We start from the raw sequence: 14,478 nt of genomic DNA on the forward strand, positions 1-14,478 counted from the left end.
TCGCCTAGCGTCTAGCGGCCGACCTGCAGAAACCCCTTGAAACCCCTCGGAGAGGCCTCTCATGAGCCTTGCTCTGCTCGCTTCCGCCTGCCTACTGATCGTCACCCTCGGTTACATCGTCAAGTGCTGGCTGAGCCCGTTCGGGGACTGCCGCAAGTGCGACGGCACGGGCCACGGCTTCAAGACCGACCGCAAGGGCAAGACCCGGCGCGGCAAGGACTGCCGACGCTGCGACGCGACCGGCAAGCGCATACGCGTCGGCCGCTGGATCTACAACCGCGCCGCGCGCACCTACCGCGCCGGCACCCGCTGACCCGCCCGGGAGACACCCGTGACCCTCACCATCCCGCTCGTGCTGCTGCTCGCCGTCGTCGTCGTGCTGCTGCTGCGCTTCAAGGCCGTCGGTGCCGGTGCGGCCGTGGCCGTCGCGCTCTTCGGCTTCTACCTCGCCCACACCGACGCGGCCGACACCGTCAACCAGCTCGTCACCGCCTTCACCGACGCCATGCCCGGCGTCGGCCGCTGACCCGGAAGGGAGACCAGCACCATGAACGAACCCACCGCGTACGGCCGTCCGGCCGGACACGAGACGGCGGCCGTGGAAGTCCACCGCCCCACCCCGATCACCCCCACGCACACCGTCCCGCTCGCCCCCGCCCACCCGCTCATGCAGCCGGGCACCATCCCGGCCGTGGCGAGTGTCGTCCTCCCGGACGGCCGTGTCGTCACCGGCTACGCGGTCGCCCCCGTGCAGCCGGAACCGGTCGCCGCCAAGCCGGTCGTCTCGCGGGCGGCGGTGAACGTCGCCCTCGGGGGCGTCGGGTTCCTCGCCGTGTGCGGCGGACTGCTGCTGCTCACCACGTTCATCACCGCCCTCACCGCTCTCATCACCCAGCTCATCACCCTCGCCGCCGTCGTCTTCGGCGGATGGATCGCCGTGCAGATCTTCGGCGGACGCGGCCACGGCGAGGGCGGGACGACGGTCAACATCCGCAAGGCCGTCATCAAGCGCAACAAGTTCTACGGCTGACAGGAGACAGACACCCATGCTCAGGCTGCGTATCTGGCGTACCGCGCTGCCCTTCAACCGGCTGATCCTGACCGACACTCCCCGCCCGGACTGCCGTGACTGTGAGGGCGTCGGCGGTATCGAGCACGACTACGGCGACTACGAGACCGGCGAGTGGGCCGGTACCGAGTGGGAGTTCTGCGGCTGTTGGACGTCGTGGGCTGTGACCCTGCTGCCGCTCCCGCGCCGGCCCCGGTGGCTGCGCCGCCGCCGCGACGTCGGCCGTGACCCGTGGGGCCCCGGCGGCTACAGCGACGAACCGCCCTTCTAGCTACGCCCGAGGGCGGCGACTCCCGGACAAGGACAACCGCCGCCCTCGGTCTCCGTATCCCGACGTTGCAGAACAGGAGACCTACAGCATGACCGAACTGCACGCTTTCGGCGAGGGCCACTCGGTCCCGACCGGCGCGACGCCCGAACCTCTGCATGTCGCCCTCGCCCTCGCGGCGGCCGGCGTCCCGGTCCTGCCCCTGCGGGCGGGAAAGGTGCCGTTCGGCAACTGCCGCACGTGCAAGGACGGTGCGTGCGGCGGGCGGCCGAACATGAAGGCGGCGGGCCCCTGCCAGTGCCCCGCACCGTGCCACGCATGGTCCGCCGCCACCACCGCCCCGCACGTCCTCACCTCGCCCGTATGGGCGTCGGTGTGGCGTGAGGCGGTGGCGGTCGCCTACCACCCCGGCGGGGCCGGGCTGACGGTGGTCGACCTGGACAACGCGGCGGCCGTCGCGTGGGCCCGCGAGACCCTGCCCGCCACCCGCACGGTGCTGACGACGCGAGGTGAGCACTGGCTCTACCGGGGCGCCATGCCGTCGTCGAACGCGGTCCGCCCGGGCGTCGACGTCAAGTCGGTTATGCAGTACGCCCGTTGGCTTGGTCCCGGCACGGGCCGTATGGCCGTTCTCCCGGCGGTCGTGCGCGCCCTGGTGGTGAAGGAAGACACCACCCCCGCCCCGGGGGAGGTGGCATCTTCTCTCCCTTCCCGCGCCCCGTGGGGCCGGTTGGTGGCCACCGGGTGCCGCCACACCGAGCGCTACGTCCGCACAGGCCTGGAACGCGGCCTCACCCTCGTACGGGCCCGCACCGAATCCGGCGCTGGATCACAGGCGTTCGGCGTCGCCCGGTTCCTCGCCTTCCAGCACACCGGGTGCCCGGGGCCGTGCGGCCTCGCGGCCATCGGCGAGGAGATCGTCACGACCGCCGTCTCGGTGGGCGTCCCGGAGGCCTACGCGCGCCGCGCGGTCGCCAACGGCCTTGAGGCGGCTGTGGAGCGCGCGGCATGAGCAAAGCAGCACGAAACCCCATGAACGGCGCTCAGGGCGCCGTACAGGGCCCGCCACGGCCGACAGTGGGCGAACCGAAGGCCGCCGCCCGCAAGGGCGTCCTTTCTGCCGTTGGTACTGACTCGCACACGGTCACCGTCACCGGCATCACCCCGGGGCTGCAAATCCAGTGCGAGGGCGTACCCGTCGCGGACTGGCTCTGTGCCTGCGGGCAGCACGAACGCGCCCGGGGCCGCGCCGCCGTCATCAGGCTGACCGCCCGCGCCCGTGTCGACGTTTGCCCCCACACCGCCACCGCCGAAGGGAGGGCCGCGTCATGACTCCACAGCCTGTGGGAAACGACCTGTGGGCCGGACTGCCCACCCTGGAAGACCCGGCCTGCGAGGATGACGCGGCACCGGACGTGTGGGAGGACCCCATTCCCCTCACCGGCCGGCGCGACCTCGCACCGTTCCCTGCCCACGTCTTCCCTGCATGGATGGGGGAGTTCGTGGCGGCCGTCGCGGAAGAGACGCAGACCCCGGTGGACCTCGCCGGATCGATCGCCCTCGCCGTGCTCGCCACGGCGGCCGGCGGCCGGTCCGTGGTCCACGTACGCGGCAACTGGCGCGAGCCCACCAACCTCTACACCGTGGTGGCGCTCCCACCCGGCAACCGCAAGTCCGCCGTGTTCGCCCTGCTCACCAACCCCCTCTACGACGCGGAGAAACAGCTCAAGGCCGCCATGCAGCCCGCCATCGTCGAGGCGGAGGTGACCGCCCGCCTCGCGAAGGAAGCGGCCGATAAGGCCGCCGCCCGTGCCGCGTCGGCCGACGACGACAAGCGGCAAGAGATGGTGGCCACCGCCGTCGGTCTCGCACAGACCGCCGGCACGCTCACCGTCCCGGCCGAACCCGTGCTGCTCGCCGACGACTCGACACCCGAGACGGTCACCTCTCTCATGGCAGAGCAGGGCGGCCGGCTGTCCGTGATGAGTGCGGAGGGCGGCATCTTCGACATCATCGCGGGCCGCTACTCCGGGGCGCCGAACATGGACGCGTTCCTCAAGGGGCATGCCGGGGACCGGCTGAGGGTCAACCGCCAGTCCCGCCGCGAGTACATCGACGCACCCGCCCTGACCATCGGTCTGGCCGTGCAGCCGGAAGTGCTGCAAGACATCGGCAAGGTGAAGGGGTTCGACGGACGCGGGTTCCTGGCCCGCTTCCTGTTCTCCCTGCCCAAGTCCATGGTGGGCGAACGGAAGGTCGTCACGGACCCCGTCCCCGAGCAGACGGCCGCCACCTACGCCGCGAGGGTCATCGACCTCACGCTGTCTCTCGCGGAGTGGACCGACCCGGCCGTCATTCAGCTCAGCCCGGGGGCAGACGCGGTCCTGATCACCTATCAGGAACGTGTGGAACCGCAGCTCAAGAAGCGTGGCGGCAAGCTGGGGCACATCACTAACTGGGCTGCGAAACTCGCCGGTGCGACCGCCCGCATGGCCGCGCTGCTGCACCTCGCCGAACATGGTGGCAACGGCTACGCCCACCCGGTCACCGAGGCCACCATGCGCGCGGCGATCGAGCTGGGGGAGTACTACACCGCCCACGCCCTCGCCGTGTTCGACGCCATGGGGGCGGACCCGGTCATCGGCCGCGCCCGCAGCGTGCTGGACGCGCTGAGGGACAACCGGTGGGAGGACGTCAGCCGGCGGGATGTCTTCACCGCCCTGTCCCGCAGCGAGGTGCCGACCGTCGCCGACCTTGAACCCGCCCTCGCGCTGCTGGAAGACCACGGATACCTGCGGTCCTACCAACCCGAGCGCACCGGCAAGCGCGGACGCCCCCCGGCGCCCCGCCTCGCCGCTCACCCCAGCCTGAGGGACAGCGGCCGGTGACCACCGGCCGCGCCTCCAACCCCTCCCGCACAAACCGCAAAATCCGCAGAAAAGCCCGGACCCGCCGCTGACCTGCGGCGGGACCCTCGCGCCACACCGGCGAGGGGCCCGCCGCACAATCCCGCGATATTCCGCAAAAAAGCCGAGCACCACACCCGCGCTGGGACCGGCGACAGGCCGCCCCTGATTTTTGCGGAATATCGCGGGTTTCTGCGCAGTACTGCCCACCACCACCCGCACACTGCATCACCGCAGGTCAGAGACCATCCCCGGCTTTTCTGCGGATTTTGCGGTTTGTGCGGCGGCACTTGCCCATGAACTCAGCCCCACGGAGTGAGCCTTGGACGAACACGCCACCCTCCCCGTCCCCGCCGACGACGACGCGACCCTCGTACTCCTCAAGGTTGAAGAGGCCGCCCGCCGACTCCGCATCGGCCGGACGACATGCTTCGCGCTCATCCGCACCGGAGAGCTGGAGTCCGTCATGGTCGGCGGTCTCCGCAGGATCCCGGTCGACGCGCCGGCCGCGTACGTGACCCGTCTCCGCACCGCCCACCGCGCCGCTTGACGACGCCCGGGGCGGCGGCACTCCCGGACAGGACAACCCGCCGCCCCGGTCCCCATCCCGACACCGAGAAACAGGAGTCTGCCTGTGGCAGAGGAACAGAAGCGCAGTCGACAGCCCAACGGCCGTAGCTCTATCTACCTGGGCAAGGACGGCAAGTGGCACGGCCGCGTCACGGTCGGCATCCGCGACGACGGCACGCCGGACCGCCGTCACGTCGAACGCAAGACCCGCGCCGAAGTGACGGCTGCTGTACGCGAGTTGGAGAAACAGCGCGACGCCAAGACGGTGCGGAAGCCGGGCAAGGCGTGGACGGTCAAGGCATGGCTGACGCACTGGATCGAGAACGTTGCGCCCCTCGCCGTCAACGACAACACCATGGTCGGGTACCGCGTCGCCGTGCGGAAGCACCTGATCCCGGGCTTGGGGGCTCACCGTCTCGACCGGCTCAAGCCCGAGCACATCGAAGTGTTCTACGCGAACATGCAGGCCAACGGCAGCAAGCCCGGGACCGCCCACCAGGTGCATCGCACCTTTCGAACCGCCCTTAATGAAGCCGTACGGCGAGGGCATCTCGGCAAGAACCCCGTTCAGTTGGCCAAGGCCCCGAAGACGGGGGAGTACGAGGTGGAGCCCTACAGCATCCAAGAGGTACAGCGGTTGCTCAAGGCCGCTGACCAGCATCGCAACTCCGCACGGTGGGCCGTCGCCCTCGCCCTCGGACTGCGTCAAGGCGAGGTGTTGGGGCTGAAGTGGGAGGACGTGGACCGTGAGGGTGGGTTCCTCGTTGTCCGCCGTAGTCGCCACCGGCCGCAGTACGCCCACGGGTGCGCGGAGCCCTGCGGACGCAAGGCCGCCGGGTACTGCCCGGAGAGGCGGCGAACCAACCCGGAGTTGTCCACCACCAAGTCCCGCGCCGGCCGTCGTGCCGTCGGTCTTCCCGAACAGCTTGTTGACCTGCTCGGTGCGCACCTCAAGGCGCAGGAAGCGGAGCGGGAGACGGCCGGGAAGCGCTGGGAGGAGAACGGGCTTGTCTTCCCGGACGAGCACGGCCGTAGTCCCTCCCACCGCAGGGATTGGGCCGAGTGGAAGTCGCTTCTTGCGGAGGCGAACGTCCGGGACGGACGTCTGCATGACGCGCGCCACACGGCCGCCACGGTCCTGCTCATCCTCGGTGTTCCCGAGCGGGCTGTCATGGGGCTCATGGGGTGGTCGACCACGGCTATGGCCGCTCGGTACCAGCACATGGTGGACGCCGTGCGGACGGACATCGCGAGGCGGGTGGATGGCCTGATCTGGAAACCCGACCCGGACCGGCCGGACGATGACGACGGCGCGGCCGACGCGCTCGTGCCGGCCGGCTGAGACATAGGGGAAGAAGTAGGTTGCGTCCGAGAGGGCGCCGCCTGCTTCTTTCCTGGCTGTGACCGTGCCCCCTGCATTCAAGAAGCTATGGCGTGGCTGTGCCTCGTGTCGTCCCATTCTTGCGCCACCGTACGAACTCGCGCCTCGATCTCGGAGTTCCCATGAAATTCATTAGGGAGGATTGTTGAGGGAAAAATATGGGCTCCAAGCAGTGAGTTTAGCTCTGGGTTGGATCGCGGCGAAAAGTGGACCCCGAACAGGCATGCATCACCGAAATCTGCTCCCGCTAGATTGGCCCTCCTGAAACTCGTATGATGAAATGTGGCGCTCTCCAGGTATGCCTGCTCCAGGTCTACATGTCCGAAGCGGCAAGCGGTGAACACCGTGCTCGCGGCGGATAGCTCGCGCGCTTCGCCTGAGAAGAATGAGGTCTCGGTTACTGTCGCATGATCCAGCTCTACTCTTGCCATTTTACATTTACTGAACCGACACCTCAGTAGAGCTGCCTCACTCATGTTAGAAAATGACAGATTGCATTCCTTGAAAACGACGTCGGTCAATTGAGCTTTGTAGAGATTGGCGTTGCGCAAGTCTGCGGTAGTGATGGTGCATCCGGAGAGTGTCACTCGGCGCAGGTCGATCTCGAACGGTTCCTCGCGTTCGGGCCTCCTTGCCAGAACGTCAAGGGCTGCCTGTACTGGGTCGCCTGAGTAGGTGTTGTCAGGTGACGGCTTGGCATGTTGTCTAATGAAAGCGGCTAGCACCTCCACAACGGTGTTGTGGTCCTTCACGGAGTCGCGCATGATTCTTTCAAGCGAGTAAATTCCGCCAAGCTGCTCAGTTGTATTCTCTGAAGCGATGAGGTGGATTGCGGCTACGTATCTTTCTGTTACCTGCCCTTCCCGGCTGATATCTGCCTGGCGTGCAGCGTTGGTCTCCGATTGGCGTAGCGATTCTCTGGTCAATTCCGCTTGGTCGGTGAAGTTTTCCTGAGACTTTATAAACGATTCACGGTTCTGTTTGTGATTCAGATGGGTGTATGCGAGGCTCCCCGCTGCAAGGATGCCGGCACCAAAGGCGACAACCGTGGTTCGGAAACCCGTGATAACCGCTCCCTCGCCGGGGGTTAGACCGTGTCCAAGATGCGCTCCATCTGACCACCACGGCCCCTTCCATAGCAAAATAATGAAGGTCCCGAGCAAGACGAGCGCGGCTATCGCGCCGATCGATATAGTGGCAATACGCTTCTTCACCCTGAAATCTCAGCACGCTCGGGAGCCTCGTGCAGCACGTTCCGTCAACTTGCCTTGGCGCAGGTCGCGATCTTGCCCCGGCGCAGCAAGTAGCGATCGGGTGCGGGTTGGCCGCTGTGAGGGGCAGGACGCCGCAAGCCAGGCAACCGGCTTCCGCCGCGCGGGCTGTCGGTCAACTGAGACGAGAACTGAGACGAACGAACGACAGGGTGGCGCCCCTGAGGGGGTGCCACCCTGTCGTTTTGCCTGGTCAGGCCAGTCAGAGGCCGTGGCGGGAATTGAACCCACGTACCTCGCTTTGCAGGCGAGTCCCTAAGCCACTCGGGCACACGGCCAGGTCGGGTGTGGGGTGTCGGCCCCGTTCCGAACTTGGTAGGTCGACCGTACGGGTGGGGTGGGAAAGGGATCAAGGGGGACGTGGGGGCTGCAATGGGACTGCCACACGCCGTTCATGAAACGGGGGCGCGGGGTGGTGGTCGTAGGACCATCGTCCCGGGCGCGGACCCGTCTTCCGACAGGGGTCAAAGTCGGTTGTGGCCCTTACGCTGGCGACCATGGCTGCCCTCGAACCCCGCGACACCGGTGTCGCCGACGATGTCCCGTCCTCCGCTGCCGCCGTGGAGCGTGACGGCGAGACCGGCAGGAGCGACGAGACCGGCAGGACCGGTCAGACCGGAAGGACCGGCGAGACCGGCAGGACTGCAAAGACCGGCACGGTCGGCGAGACGGGTGGGATCGGTGAGGCGGGGGAGATCGGGGCGACCGTTCTCGGGCGGTCTCATCGGGCTCTGACCATCGGGATCGTCTCCGTGGTGCTGCTCATCGCGTTCGAGGCGACCGCCGTCGGGACCGCGATGCCGGTGGCGGCGCGGGAGCTCGACGGGGTGGCGTTGTACGCGTTCGCGTTCTCCGGGTACTTCACCACCAGCCTGTTCGGGATGGTGTTCGCCGGACAGTGGTCGGACCGCCGGGGGCCGCTCGGGGCGCTGGGCGGCGGCATCGCGGCCTTCGCCGCCGGGCTGCTCCTCTCCGGGAGCGCCGGGGGCATGTGGGTGTTCATTCTCGGGCGGGCCGTGCAGGGGCTCGGCGGGGGACTGGTGATCGTCGCCCTGTACGTCGTCGTCGGGCGGGCTTACCCGGAGCGGCTGCGGCCCGCGATCATGGCCGCGTTCGCCGCCTGCTGGGTCGTGCCGTCCGTGGTCGGGCCGCTGGCCGCCGGTGCGGTGACCGAGCAGCTGGGGTGGCGGTGGGTCTTCCTCGGGATACCCGCTCTCGTCGTGCTGCCGCTCGCGCTCGCGCTGCCCCAGATACGGCGGCGGGCGAGCGGCCCCGTGGCGGGCATGGCCGCGGGCGCCTTCGACCGGCGGCGGATCCGGCTCGCCCTCGGGATCTCCCTCGGCGCCGGACTGCTCCAGTACGCCGCCCAGGACCTGCGGCCGCTCTCCCTCGTCCCCGGCGCCGCGGGAATCGCGCTGCTCGTGCCCGCCGTGCTCGGGCTCCTGCCGCACGGCACCTGGCGGGCGGCCCGCGGGCTGCCGTCCGTCGTGCTGCTGCGCGGGGTGGCCGCGGGATCCTTCATCGCCGCCGAGTCCTTCGTACCGCTGATGCTCGTGACGCAGCGGGGGCTGAGCCCGACCCTTGCCGGGTTCTCGCTCGCGGCCGGCGGGGCGACCTGGGCGTTGGGGTCGTGGGTGCAGTCACGGCCGTGGGCGGTGCCGTACCGGGAGCGGCTGATGGCGCTGGGGATGGTGCTGGCGGCCGCCGCGATCGCCGCCGCGCCCGCTGTCCTGCTCCCTTCCGTGCCCGTCTGGACCGTGGCCGTGGCCTGGGGCTTCGGCTGTCTGGGGATGGGGCTGGTGATCTCCTCCAGCAGCGTGCTGCTGTTGCAGCTGTCCGCGCCCGAGGAGGCCGGGGCCAACTCCGCCGCGCTCCAGATCTCGGACGGGCTGTCCAACGTCCTGCTGCTGGCCGCGGGAGGCGCCGCCTTCGCGGCGCTCGGCGGCGGGAGCGTGGCGCACGCCACGACGGCCTCGACGGCCACGGCGTCCGCCGGTTCGCATCCGGCCGCCTTCGCCGCCGTCTTCCTGCCGATGGCGGCCGTCGCGCTGTTCGGGGCCTGGGTGACGACGCGGCTGCGGACGGAATCTCGGTGACTCCACGTGGTACCGGCCGGTACCGTCGAAGGCATTGGCCGGACTGAACCTGCGTTTCACGGACGAGGAACTCGACGCCCTGCGTGAGCGCGCACAGGCGGAGGGGCGCAGCATGCAGGCCTTCGCGCACGACGCGGTGATCAAGGCCGTGGACGAGCACGCGCGGCTCTTCGAAGAGGCCGCCGAGCACGTGCTGAAGGCCGGCGCCGAGCTGAACCGGAGGCTCGCCTGATGCACCACCTCACCCTGTCCGAGCTGCTGAACCTCACCCGGCGGCTCGGGGCGGACGAGGTGCGCGACTACGGACTGCTGGACTCCGCGCTGGCCCGCCCCCGGGCGAGTGTGTTCGGGCAGGACGCGTATCCGGACGGTGGCGCAAGGCCGCGGCGCTGATGGAGTCCCTGGCCCGCAACCACGGCCTCGTCGACGGCAACAAGCGCATCGCCTGGTACGCGACCTGGGTCTATCTGCAGCGGGACGGTCATCCGCTGGCCGTCGACTTCGATGTGGACGAGGCCGAGCGGTTCGTGCTGGACGTGTGCCAGGGCGCCCTCGACGTCCCCGCCATCGCGGCCCGGTTGCCGCGCTTCGCCCGCTGATCCGGCGCCGCCCGTCTTCTGTGACCTGAGTCCCACCCGTACGCGCCCCGGCCTTGTTCGCTCGTTGACGGCGGTGGACCGCCGGTAGGGTGGCCCGGTTGTCATACGCAGCCGAGAGCCCCGAACCCGGAGACCGTGACTACCACCGCCGCTTCCTCCACCTCCCACTCCCACCACCTGTCACCGGCCTTCCCGGGCCGAGCCCCCTGGGGCACCGCGAGCAAGCTGCGGGCCTGGCAGCAGGGGGCGATGGAGAAGTACCTCCAGGAGCAGCCGCGCGACTTCCTGGCCGTCGCCACGCCCGGCGCCGGCAAGACGACCTTCGCGCTGACCCTCGCCTCCTGGCTGCTGCACCACCATGTCGTGCAGCAGGTGACCGTGGTGGCGCCGACCGAGCATCTGAAGAAGCAGTGGGCGGAGGCGGCCGCGCGGATAGGGATCCGGCTGGACCCCGAGTACAGCGCGGGCCCGCTCAGCAAGGACTACCACGGCGTCGCCGTGACGTACGCGGGTGTCGGCGTCCGCCCGATGCTGCACCGCAACCGGAGCGAACAGCGCAAGACCCTCGTCATCCTCGACGAGATCCACCACGCCGGTGACTCCAAGTCCTGGGGCGAGGCCTGTCTCGAGGCCTTCGAACCCGCGACCCGTCGTCTCGCGCTCACCGGTACGCCGTTCCGCTCCGACACCAACCCCATCCCCTTCGTGACGTACGAGGAGGGCAACGACGGGATCCGGCGCTCGGCCGCCGACTACACGTACGGCTACGGGTCCGCGCTCGCCGACCAGGTCGTCCGGCCCGTCATCTTCCTCTCCTACAGCGGCAACATGCGCTGGCGGACCAAGGCGGGGGACGAGATCGCGGCGCGGCTCGGCGAGCCGATGACCAAGGACGCGATCAGTCAGGCCTGGCGTACGGCGCTGGATCCGCGCGGTGAGTGGATGCCGAGTGTGCTGCGCGCCGCCGACCAGCGGCTCACCGAGGTCAGGAAGGCCATCCCGGACGCCGGCGCGCTCGTCATCGCCTCCGACCAGGACTCGGCCCGCGCCTACGCCAAGCTGATCCGGGAGATCACCGGGACGAAGGCGACGCTCGTCCTGTCCGACGACACCGGCGCGTCCAGCCGCATCGACGACTTCAGCGGCAGCAACGACCGCTGGATGGTCGCGGTGCGGATGGTGTCGGAAGGCGTCGACGTGCCGCGGCTCGCCGTCGGCGTGTACGCGACGACCATCTCCACACCTCTCTTCTTCGCCCAGGCCGTCGGACGCTTCGTGCGGTCCCGGCGGCGCGGCGAGACCGCTTCCGTCTTCCTCCCGACCGTGCCCGACCTGCTCACCTTCGCCAACGAGATGGAGGTCGAGCGCGACCACGCCCTCGACAAGCCCAAGAAGGAGGGCGAGGAGGATCCGTACGCCGAGTCCGAGCAGGAGATGGACGAGGCGAACAAGGAGCAGGACGAGGACACCGGCGAGCAGGAGCAGTTCGCCTTCGAGGCGCTGGAGTCCGAGGCCGTCTTCGACCGGGTGATGTACAACGGCGCCGAGTTCGGCATGCAGGCCCACCCGGGAAGCGAGGAGGAGCAGGACTACCTCGGCATCCCCGGCCTGCTGGAGCCCGACCAGGTGCAGATGCTGCTCCAGAAGCGGCAGGCCAAGCAGATCGCGCACAGCAAGAAGCGGCCGGACTCCGAGGCCGATCTGCTGGAGCTGCCGGCCGAGCGGCGGCCGGTCGTCTCGCACAAGGAGCTGATGGAGCTGCGCAAGCAGCTCAACACGATGGTGGGGGCGTACGTCCACCAGAGCGGCAAGCCGCACGGAGTGATCCACACCGAGCTGCGGCGGGTGTGCGGCGGTCCGCCGAGCGCGGAGGCGACGGCGGGGCAGCTGCGGCAGCGCATCGCCAAGGTGCAGGAGTGGGCGACCCGGATGAAGTGAGGTCGCCGTCGGCGATCGCGTGCCCCTGGTCCCTGGCAGGGGCGCGAGCCACGGCGTCACGCTCCGTACGTATCGGGATAAATGCAAGTAGTCCATACCGGCCAATGCCCGGATTCTGGACGGAGCCTTCCGCTCAGCGAACCTGCTTCGCTACTGTCCCGCTACGCACACGCCCCGTGGCAGCGCCGCCGCGGAGCGCAGCCGTGAAGCGACTGGGCCCGGACACGCCGGGCCCATCTGTCGATCGGCGGCCTCTGAAGCGCGTCACTGACGGGACTCGGTGACGCATCTGCCGCGACGGAGGTTGCCGACCTCACCACTTAAGGAGTGGGCGTCGTGACCGCGGAGACCTCCCAGACGCTCGATCGAGGGCTGAAGGTCCTCAAACTGCTGGCCGATACCGACCACGGGCTGACCGTCACCGAACTTTCCAACAAGCTGGGCGTGAACCGGACCGTTGTGTACCGGTTGCTCGCCACTCTGGAGCAGCACGCACTCGTACGGCGGGACCTGGGCGGGCGAGCCAGGGTCGGCCTCGGGGTGCTGCGGCTCGGCCGCCAGGTGCATCCGCTGGTGCGGGAGGCCGCGCTGCCCGCACTGCGGTCGCTGGCCGAGGACATAGGCGCGACCGCGCATCTGACCCTGGTGGACGGGACGGAGGCGCTCGCCGTCGCCGTCGTCGAGCCGACCTGGACGGACTACCACGTGGCCTACCGGGCCGGGTTCCGGCATCCGCTGGACCGGGGCGCCGCCGGCCGGGCGATTCTCTTCGCCCGGCAGAACCCGGCGCGGCCGGCCGACGAACCCGGCTACACGCTGACGCACGGGGAGCTGGAGGCCGGCGCGAGCGGGGCCGCGGCTCCGCTGCTGGGCGTGACCGGCGTCGAGGGCAGCGTGGGCGTGGTGATGCTGGCCGACGCGGTGCCCGAGCGGGTGGGACCGCGGGTCGTGGACGCGGCACGGGAGGTGGCGGAGGCACTGCGCTGACGCCCGGCGCCGACGCGCGAAGGCTGACGCCCGGCGCCGACGCGCGAAGGCTGACGCCCGGCGCCGACGCGCGAAGGCTGACGCCCGGCGCTGACGCCCGGCGCCGAGGTACTGCGCTGGCGCGCGAGGCCGACGCACGAGGCCGACGCCTGCGCTGACGTACTGCGCCGACGCGCGCGCCGATGCCGTGAGGGTCTCGGGGCGGGCGAGGTGCGAGGGGTGAGGGTACGGACGGAGAGCGCGGGAGGCGGCGGAGCAGGGGCTCGCGGTCGGGCGGACGGCAGTCGGCCGCGAGCCGGAACACGTCGTCACGTTAGATTGACCTCGTGCTCTCACGCCTCTCGCGCCCCAAGGCCCTCACCGTCTGCGCTCTGCCGCTCGTGGCGCTGCTCGCGACGGCCGCGTTCGCGCCGCTGCCGTTCTCGGTGGCGCAGCCGGGCATGACGGCGAACGTCCTGGGCGAGAACAAGGGCAACCCGGTCATCACGATCACCGGCGCGCCCGTCCGGAGCACGAGCGGGCAGCTGCGGATGACGACGATCGAGGCGACCAACCCCGACACCGACGTCAGGCTCTCCGACGTCGTCGACGGCTGGTTCCGTGCCGACCAGGCGATCATGCCGCGCGACTCCGTCTACCCCAGCGGGGAGAGCACCAAGGAGATCGAGCAGCACAACACCGAGCAGATGCAGCAGTCCCAGGACGCCGCGACCGAGGCCGCGCTGAAGTACCTCGACCGCGCCGACGACGGCATCGAGGTCACGCTGAAACTGTCCGACGTGGGCGGCCCCAGCGCCGGGCTGCTGTTCTCGCTCGGCATCGTCGACAAGCTCGACGGCGACGGCAGCGGCGGCGACCTCACCGGCGGTCGCACGATCGCCGGTACCGGGACCATCGAGGCCGACGGCACGGTCGGCGCGGTCGGCGGCGTGGCCCTGAAGACGCAGGCCGCCCGGCGGGACGGGGCGACCGTCTTCCTGGTGCCGAAGGCGGAGTGCTCCGACGCCAAGGCCGAACTGCCCAAGGGGCTCCGGCTGATCCCGGTCACCACCCTGAAGGGCACGGTGAGCGCACTGACCGCCCTGGAGAAGGGCAAGGGCTCGGTACCGAGCTGTTAGCGGTCCGCGGTCCGCTACCAGGCGACGGCCGGGCTGTTCGCCCCGGGCGCCGCGGCGAGCCGCAGCCCCACTTCCACGAGGGTCCAGCCGAGCCGGGTGCGCAGTTCGCGGGGGCGCCGGAACGCGGCGGCGAGGCGGTGGGCGTCCGCCCGGGCGCGGAGTTCGGCGTTGCGGGACAGGGCGAGCTGGTGCTCGATGTACATGGCGATGCCTCTCGGTCCGTTGCGTCGGTCGGTCTTGTCGGCCGGGGTCGCCGGTCGATCGCGTCGGTCGGT

Annotated in this window: 15 protein-coding genes, 1 tRNA gene and 1 pseudogene; 14 read left to right on the top strand and 3 right to left on the bottom strand. The window is 69.8% G+C overall.

All coding sequences use genetic code 11. The features are described from left to right. Nucleotides 1–61: 61 nt before the first annotated feature. The 8 genes from ABT070_RS26350 to ABT070_RS26385 all read left to right on the top strand — a co-directional run bounded on the left by ABT070_RS26350 (nt 62) and on the right by ABT070_RS26385 (nt 6,155). Entirely contained in the window at nt 62–313 is a 252-nt protein-coding gene (locus ABT070_RS26350) for a hypothetical protein (RefSeq protein ID WP_351764333.1), read from the top strand. Nucleotides 314–331: 18 nt separating this feature from the next. After that, the gene (locus ABT070_RS26355; RefSeq protein ID WP_351764334.1) at nt 332–526 is read left to right on the top strand and encodes a hypothetical protein; all 195 of its coding nucleotides are present in this window, start codon (nt 332–334) and stop codon (nt 524–526) included. A gap of 21 nt (nt 527–547) precedes the next feature. After that, nucleotides 548–1,030, top strand: a complete 483-nt coding sequence (locus ABT070_RS26360; protein WP_351764335.1) for a hypothetical protein — start codon at nt 548–550, stop codon at nt 1,028–1,030. Nucleotides 1,031–1,046: 16 nt separating this feature from the next. Beyond that, a complete protein-coding gene (locus tag ABT070_RS26365; RefSeq protein ID WP_351764336.1) occupies nt 1,047–1,340 on the top strand; it encodes a hypothetical protein in 294 nt (97 codons plus the stop codon). A gap of 88 nt (nt 1,341–1,428) precedes the next feature. After that, entirely contained in the window at nt 1,429–2,349 is a 921-nt protein-coding gene (locus ABT070_RS26370) for a bifunctional DNA primase/polymerase (RefSeq protein WP_351764337.1), read from the top strand. Between the two features lie 316 nt (nt 2,350–2,665). Then, nucleotides 2,666–4,225 (top strand): YfjI family protein, encoded by a 1,560-nt coding sequence (locus tag ABT070_RS26375; RefSeq protein ID WP_351764338.1) that lies wholly within the window; start codon nt 2,666–2,668, stop codon nt 4,223–4,225. A gap of 340 nt (nt 4,226–4,565) precedes the next feature. Then, entirely contained in the window at nt 4,566–4,793 is a 228-nt protein-coding gene (locus ABT070_RS26380) for an excisionase family DNA-binding protein (protein ID WP_351764339.1), read from the top strand. Nucleotides 4,794–4,877: 84 nt separating this feature from the next. Beyond that, nucleotides 4,878–6,155 (top strand): tyrosine-type recombinase/integrase, encoded by a 1,278-nt coding sequence (locus ABT070_RS26385; RefSeq protein ID WP_351764340.1) that lies wholly within the window; start codon nt 4,878–4,880, stop codon nt 6,153–6,155. A gap of 77 nt (nt 6,156–6,232) precedes the next feature. On the opposite strand, the gene ABT070_RS26390 is transcribed toward ABT070_RS26385, so the two are convergent. Together ABT070_RS26390 and ABT070_RS26395 are read right to left on the bottom strand one after the other, a co-directional pair. After that, entirely contained in the window at nt 6,233–7,408 is a 1,176-nt protein-coding gene (locus ABT070_RS26390) for a pentapeptide repeat-containing protein (RefSeq protein ID WP_351764341.1), read from the bottom strand. A gap of 263 nt (nt 7,409–7,671) precedes the next feature. Beyond that, a tRNA-Cys gene (locus ABT070_RS26395) sits at nt 7,672–7,743 on the bottom strand. Nucleotides 7,744–7,962: 219 nt separating this feature from the next. On the opposite strand from ABT070_RS26395, the gene ABT070_RS26400 reads away from it, so the two are divergent. The 6 genes and pseudogenes from ABT070_RS26400 (at nt 7,963) to ABT070_RS26425 (ending at nt 14,203) form a co-directional block, all read left to right on the top strand. Further along, a complete protein-coding gene (locus tag ABT070_RS26400; protein WP_351764342.1) occupies nt 7,963–9,561 on the top strand; it encodes an MFS transporter in 1,599 nt (532 codons plus the stop codon). Nucleotides 9,562–9,595: 34 nt separating this feature from the next. After that, complete coding sequence (locus tag ABT070_RS26405) at nt 9,596–9,793, top strand: hypothetical protein (RefSeq protein WP_351764343.1); 198 nt, start codon at nt 9,596–9,598, stop codon at nt 9,791–9,793. Then, nucleotides 9,793–10,160, top strand: a pseudogene (locus ABT070_RS26410) (type II toxin-antitoxin system death-on-curing family toxin). Before ABT070_RS26405 ends, ABT070_RS26410 begins: the two are co-directional and overlap by 1 nt. Before the next feature lie 135 nt (nt 10,161–10,295). Then, nucleotides 10,296–12,098, top strand: coding sequence for a DEAD/DEAH box helicase (locus ABT070_RS26415; protein ID WP_351764344.1), 1,803 nt, complete (start codon nt 10,296–10,298; stop codon nt 12,096–12,098). Nucleotides 12,099–12,434: 336 nt separating this feature from the next. Further along, on the top strand, nt 12,435–13,085 hold the full coding sequence (locus ABT070_RS26420) for an IclR family transcriptional regulator (protein WP_020132430.1): 651 nt from the start codon (nt 12,435–12,437) through the stop codon (nt 13,083–13,085). 326 nt (nt 13,086–13,411) lie between these two features. Further along, nucleotides 13,412–14,203, top strand: a complete 792-nt coding sequence (locus ABT070_RS26425; RefSeq protein ID WP_351764345.1) for a S16 family serine protease — start codon at nt 13,412–13,414, stop codon at nt 14,201–14,203. Nucleotides 14,204–14,217: 14 nt separating this feature from the next. Here the strand turns inward: ABT070_RS26425 and ABT070_RS26430 are convergent, their stop codons facing one another. Next, complete coding sequence (locus ABT070_RS26430; RefSeq protein WP_351764346.1) at nt 14,218–14,406, bottom strand: hypothetical protein; 189 nt, start codon at nt 14,404–14,406, stop codon at nt 14,218–14,220. Nucleotides 14,407–14,478 lie beyond the last annotated feature (72 nt).

This window comes from Streptomyces sp. NPDC002884 (assembly GCF_040295245.1).
GTDB lineage: Bacteria > Actinomycetota > Actinomycetes > Streptomycetales > Streptomycetaceae > Streptomyces.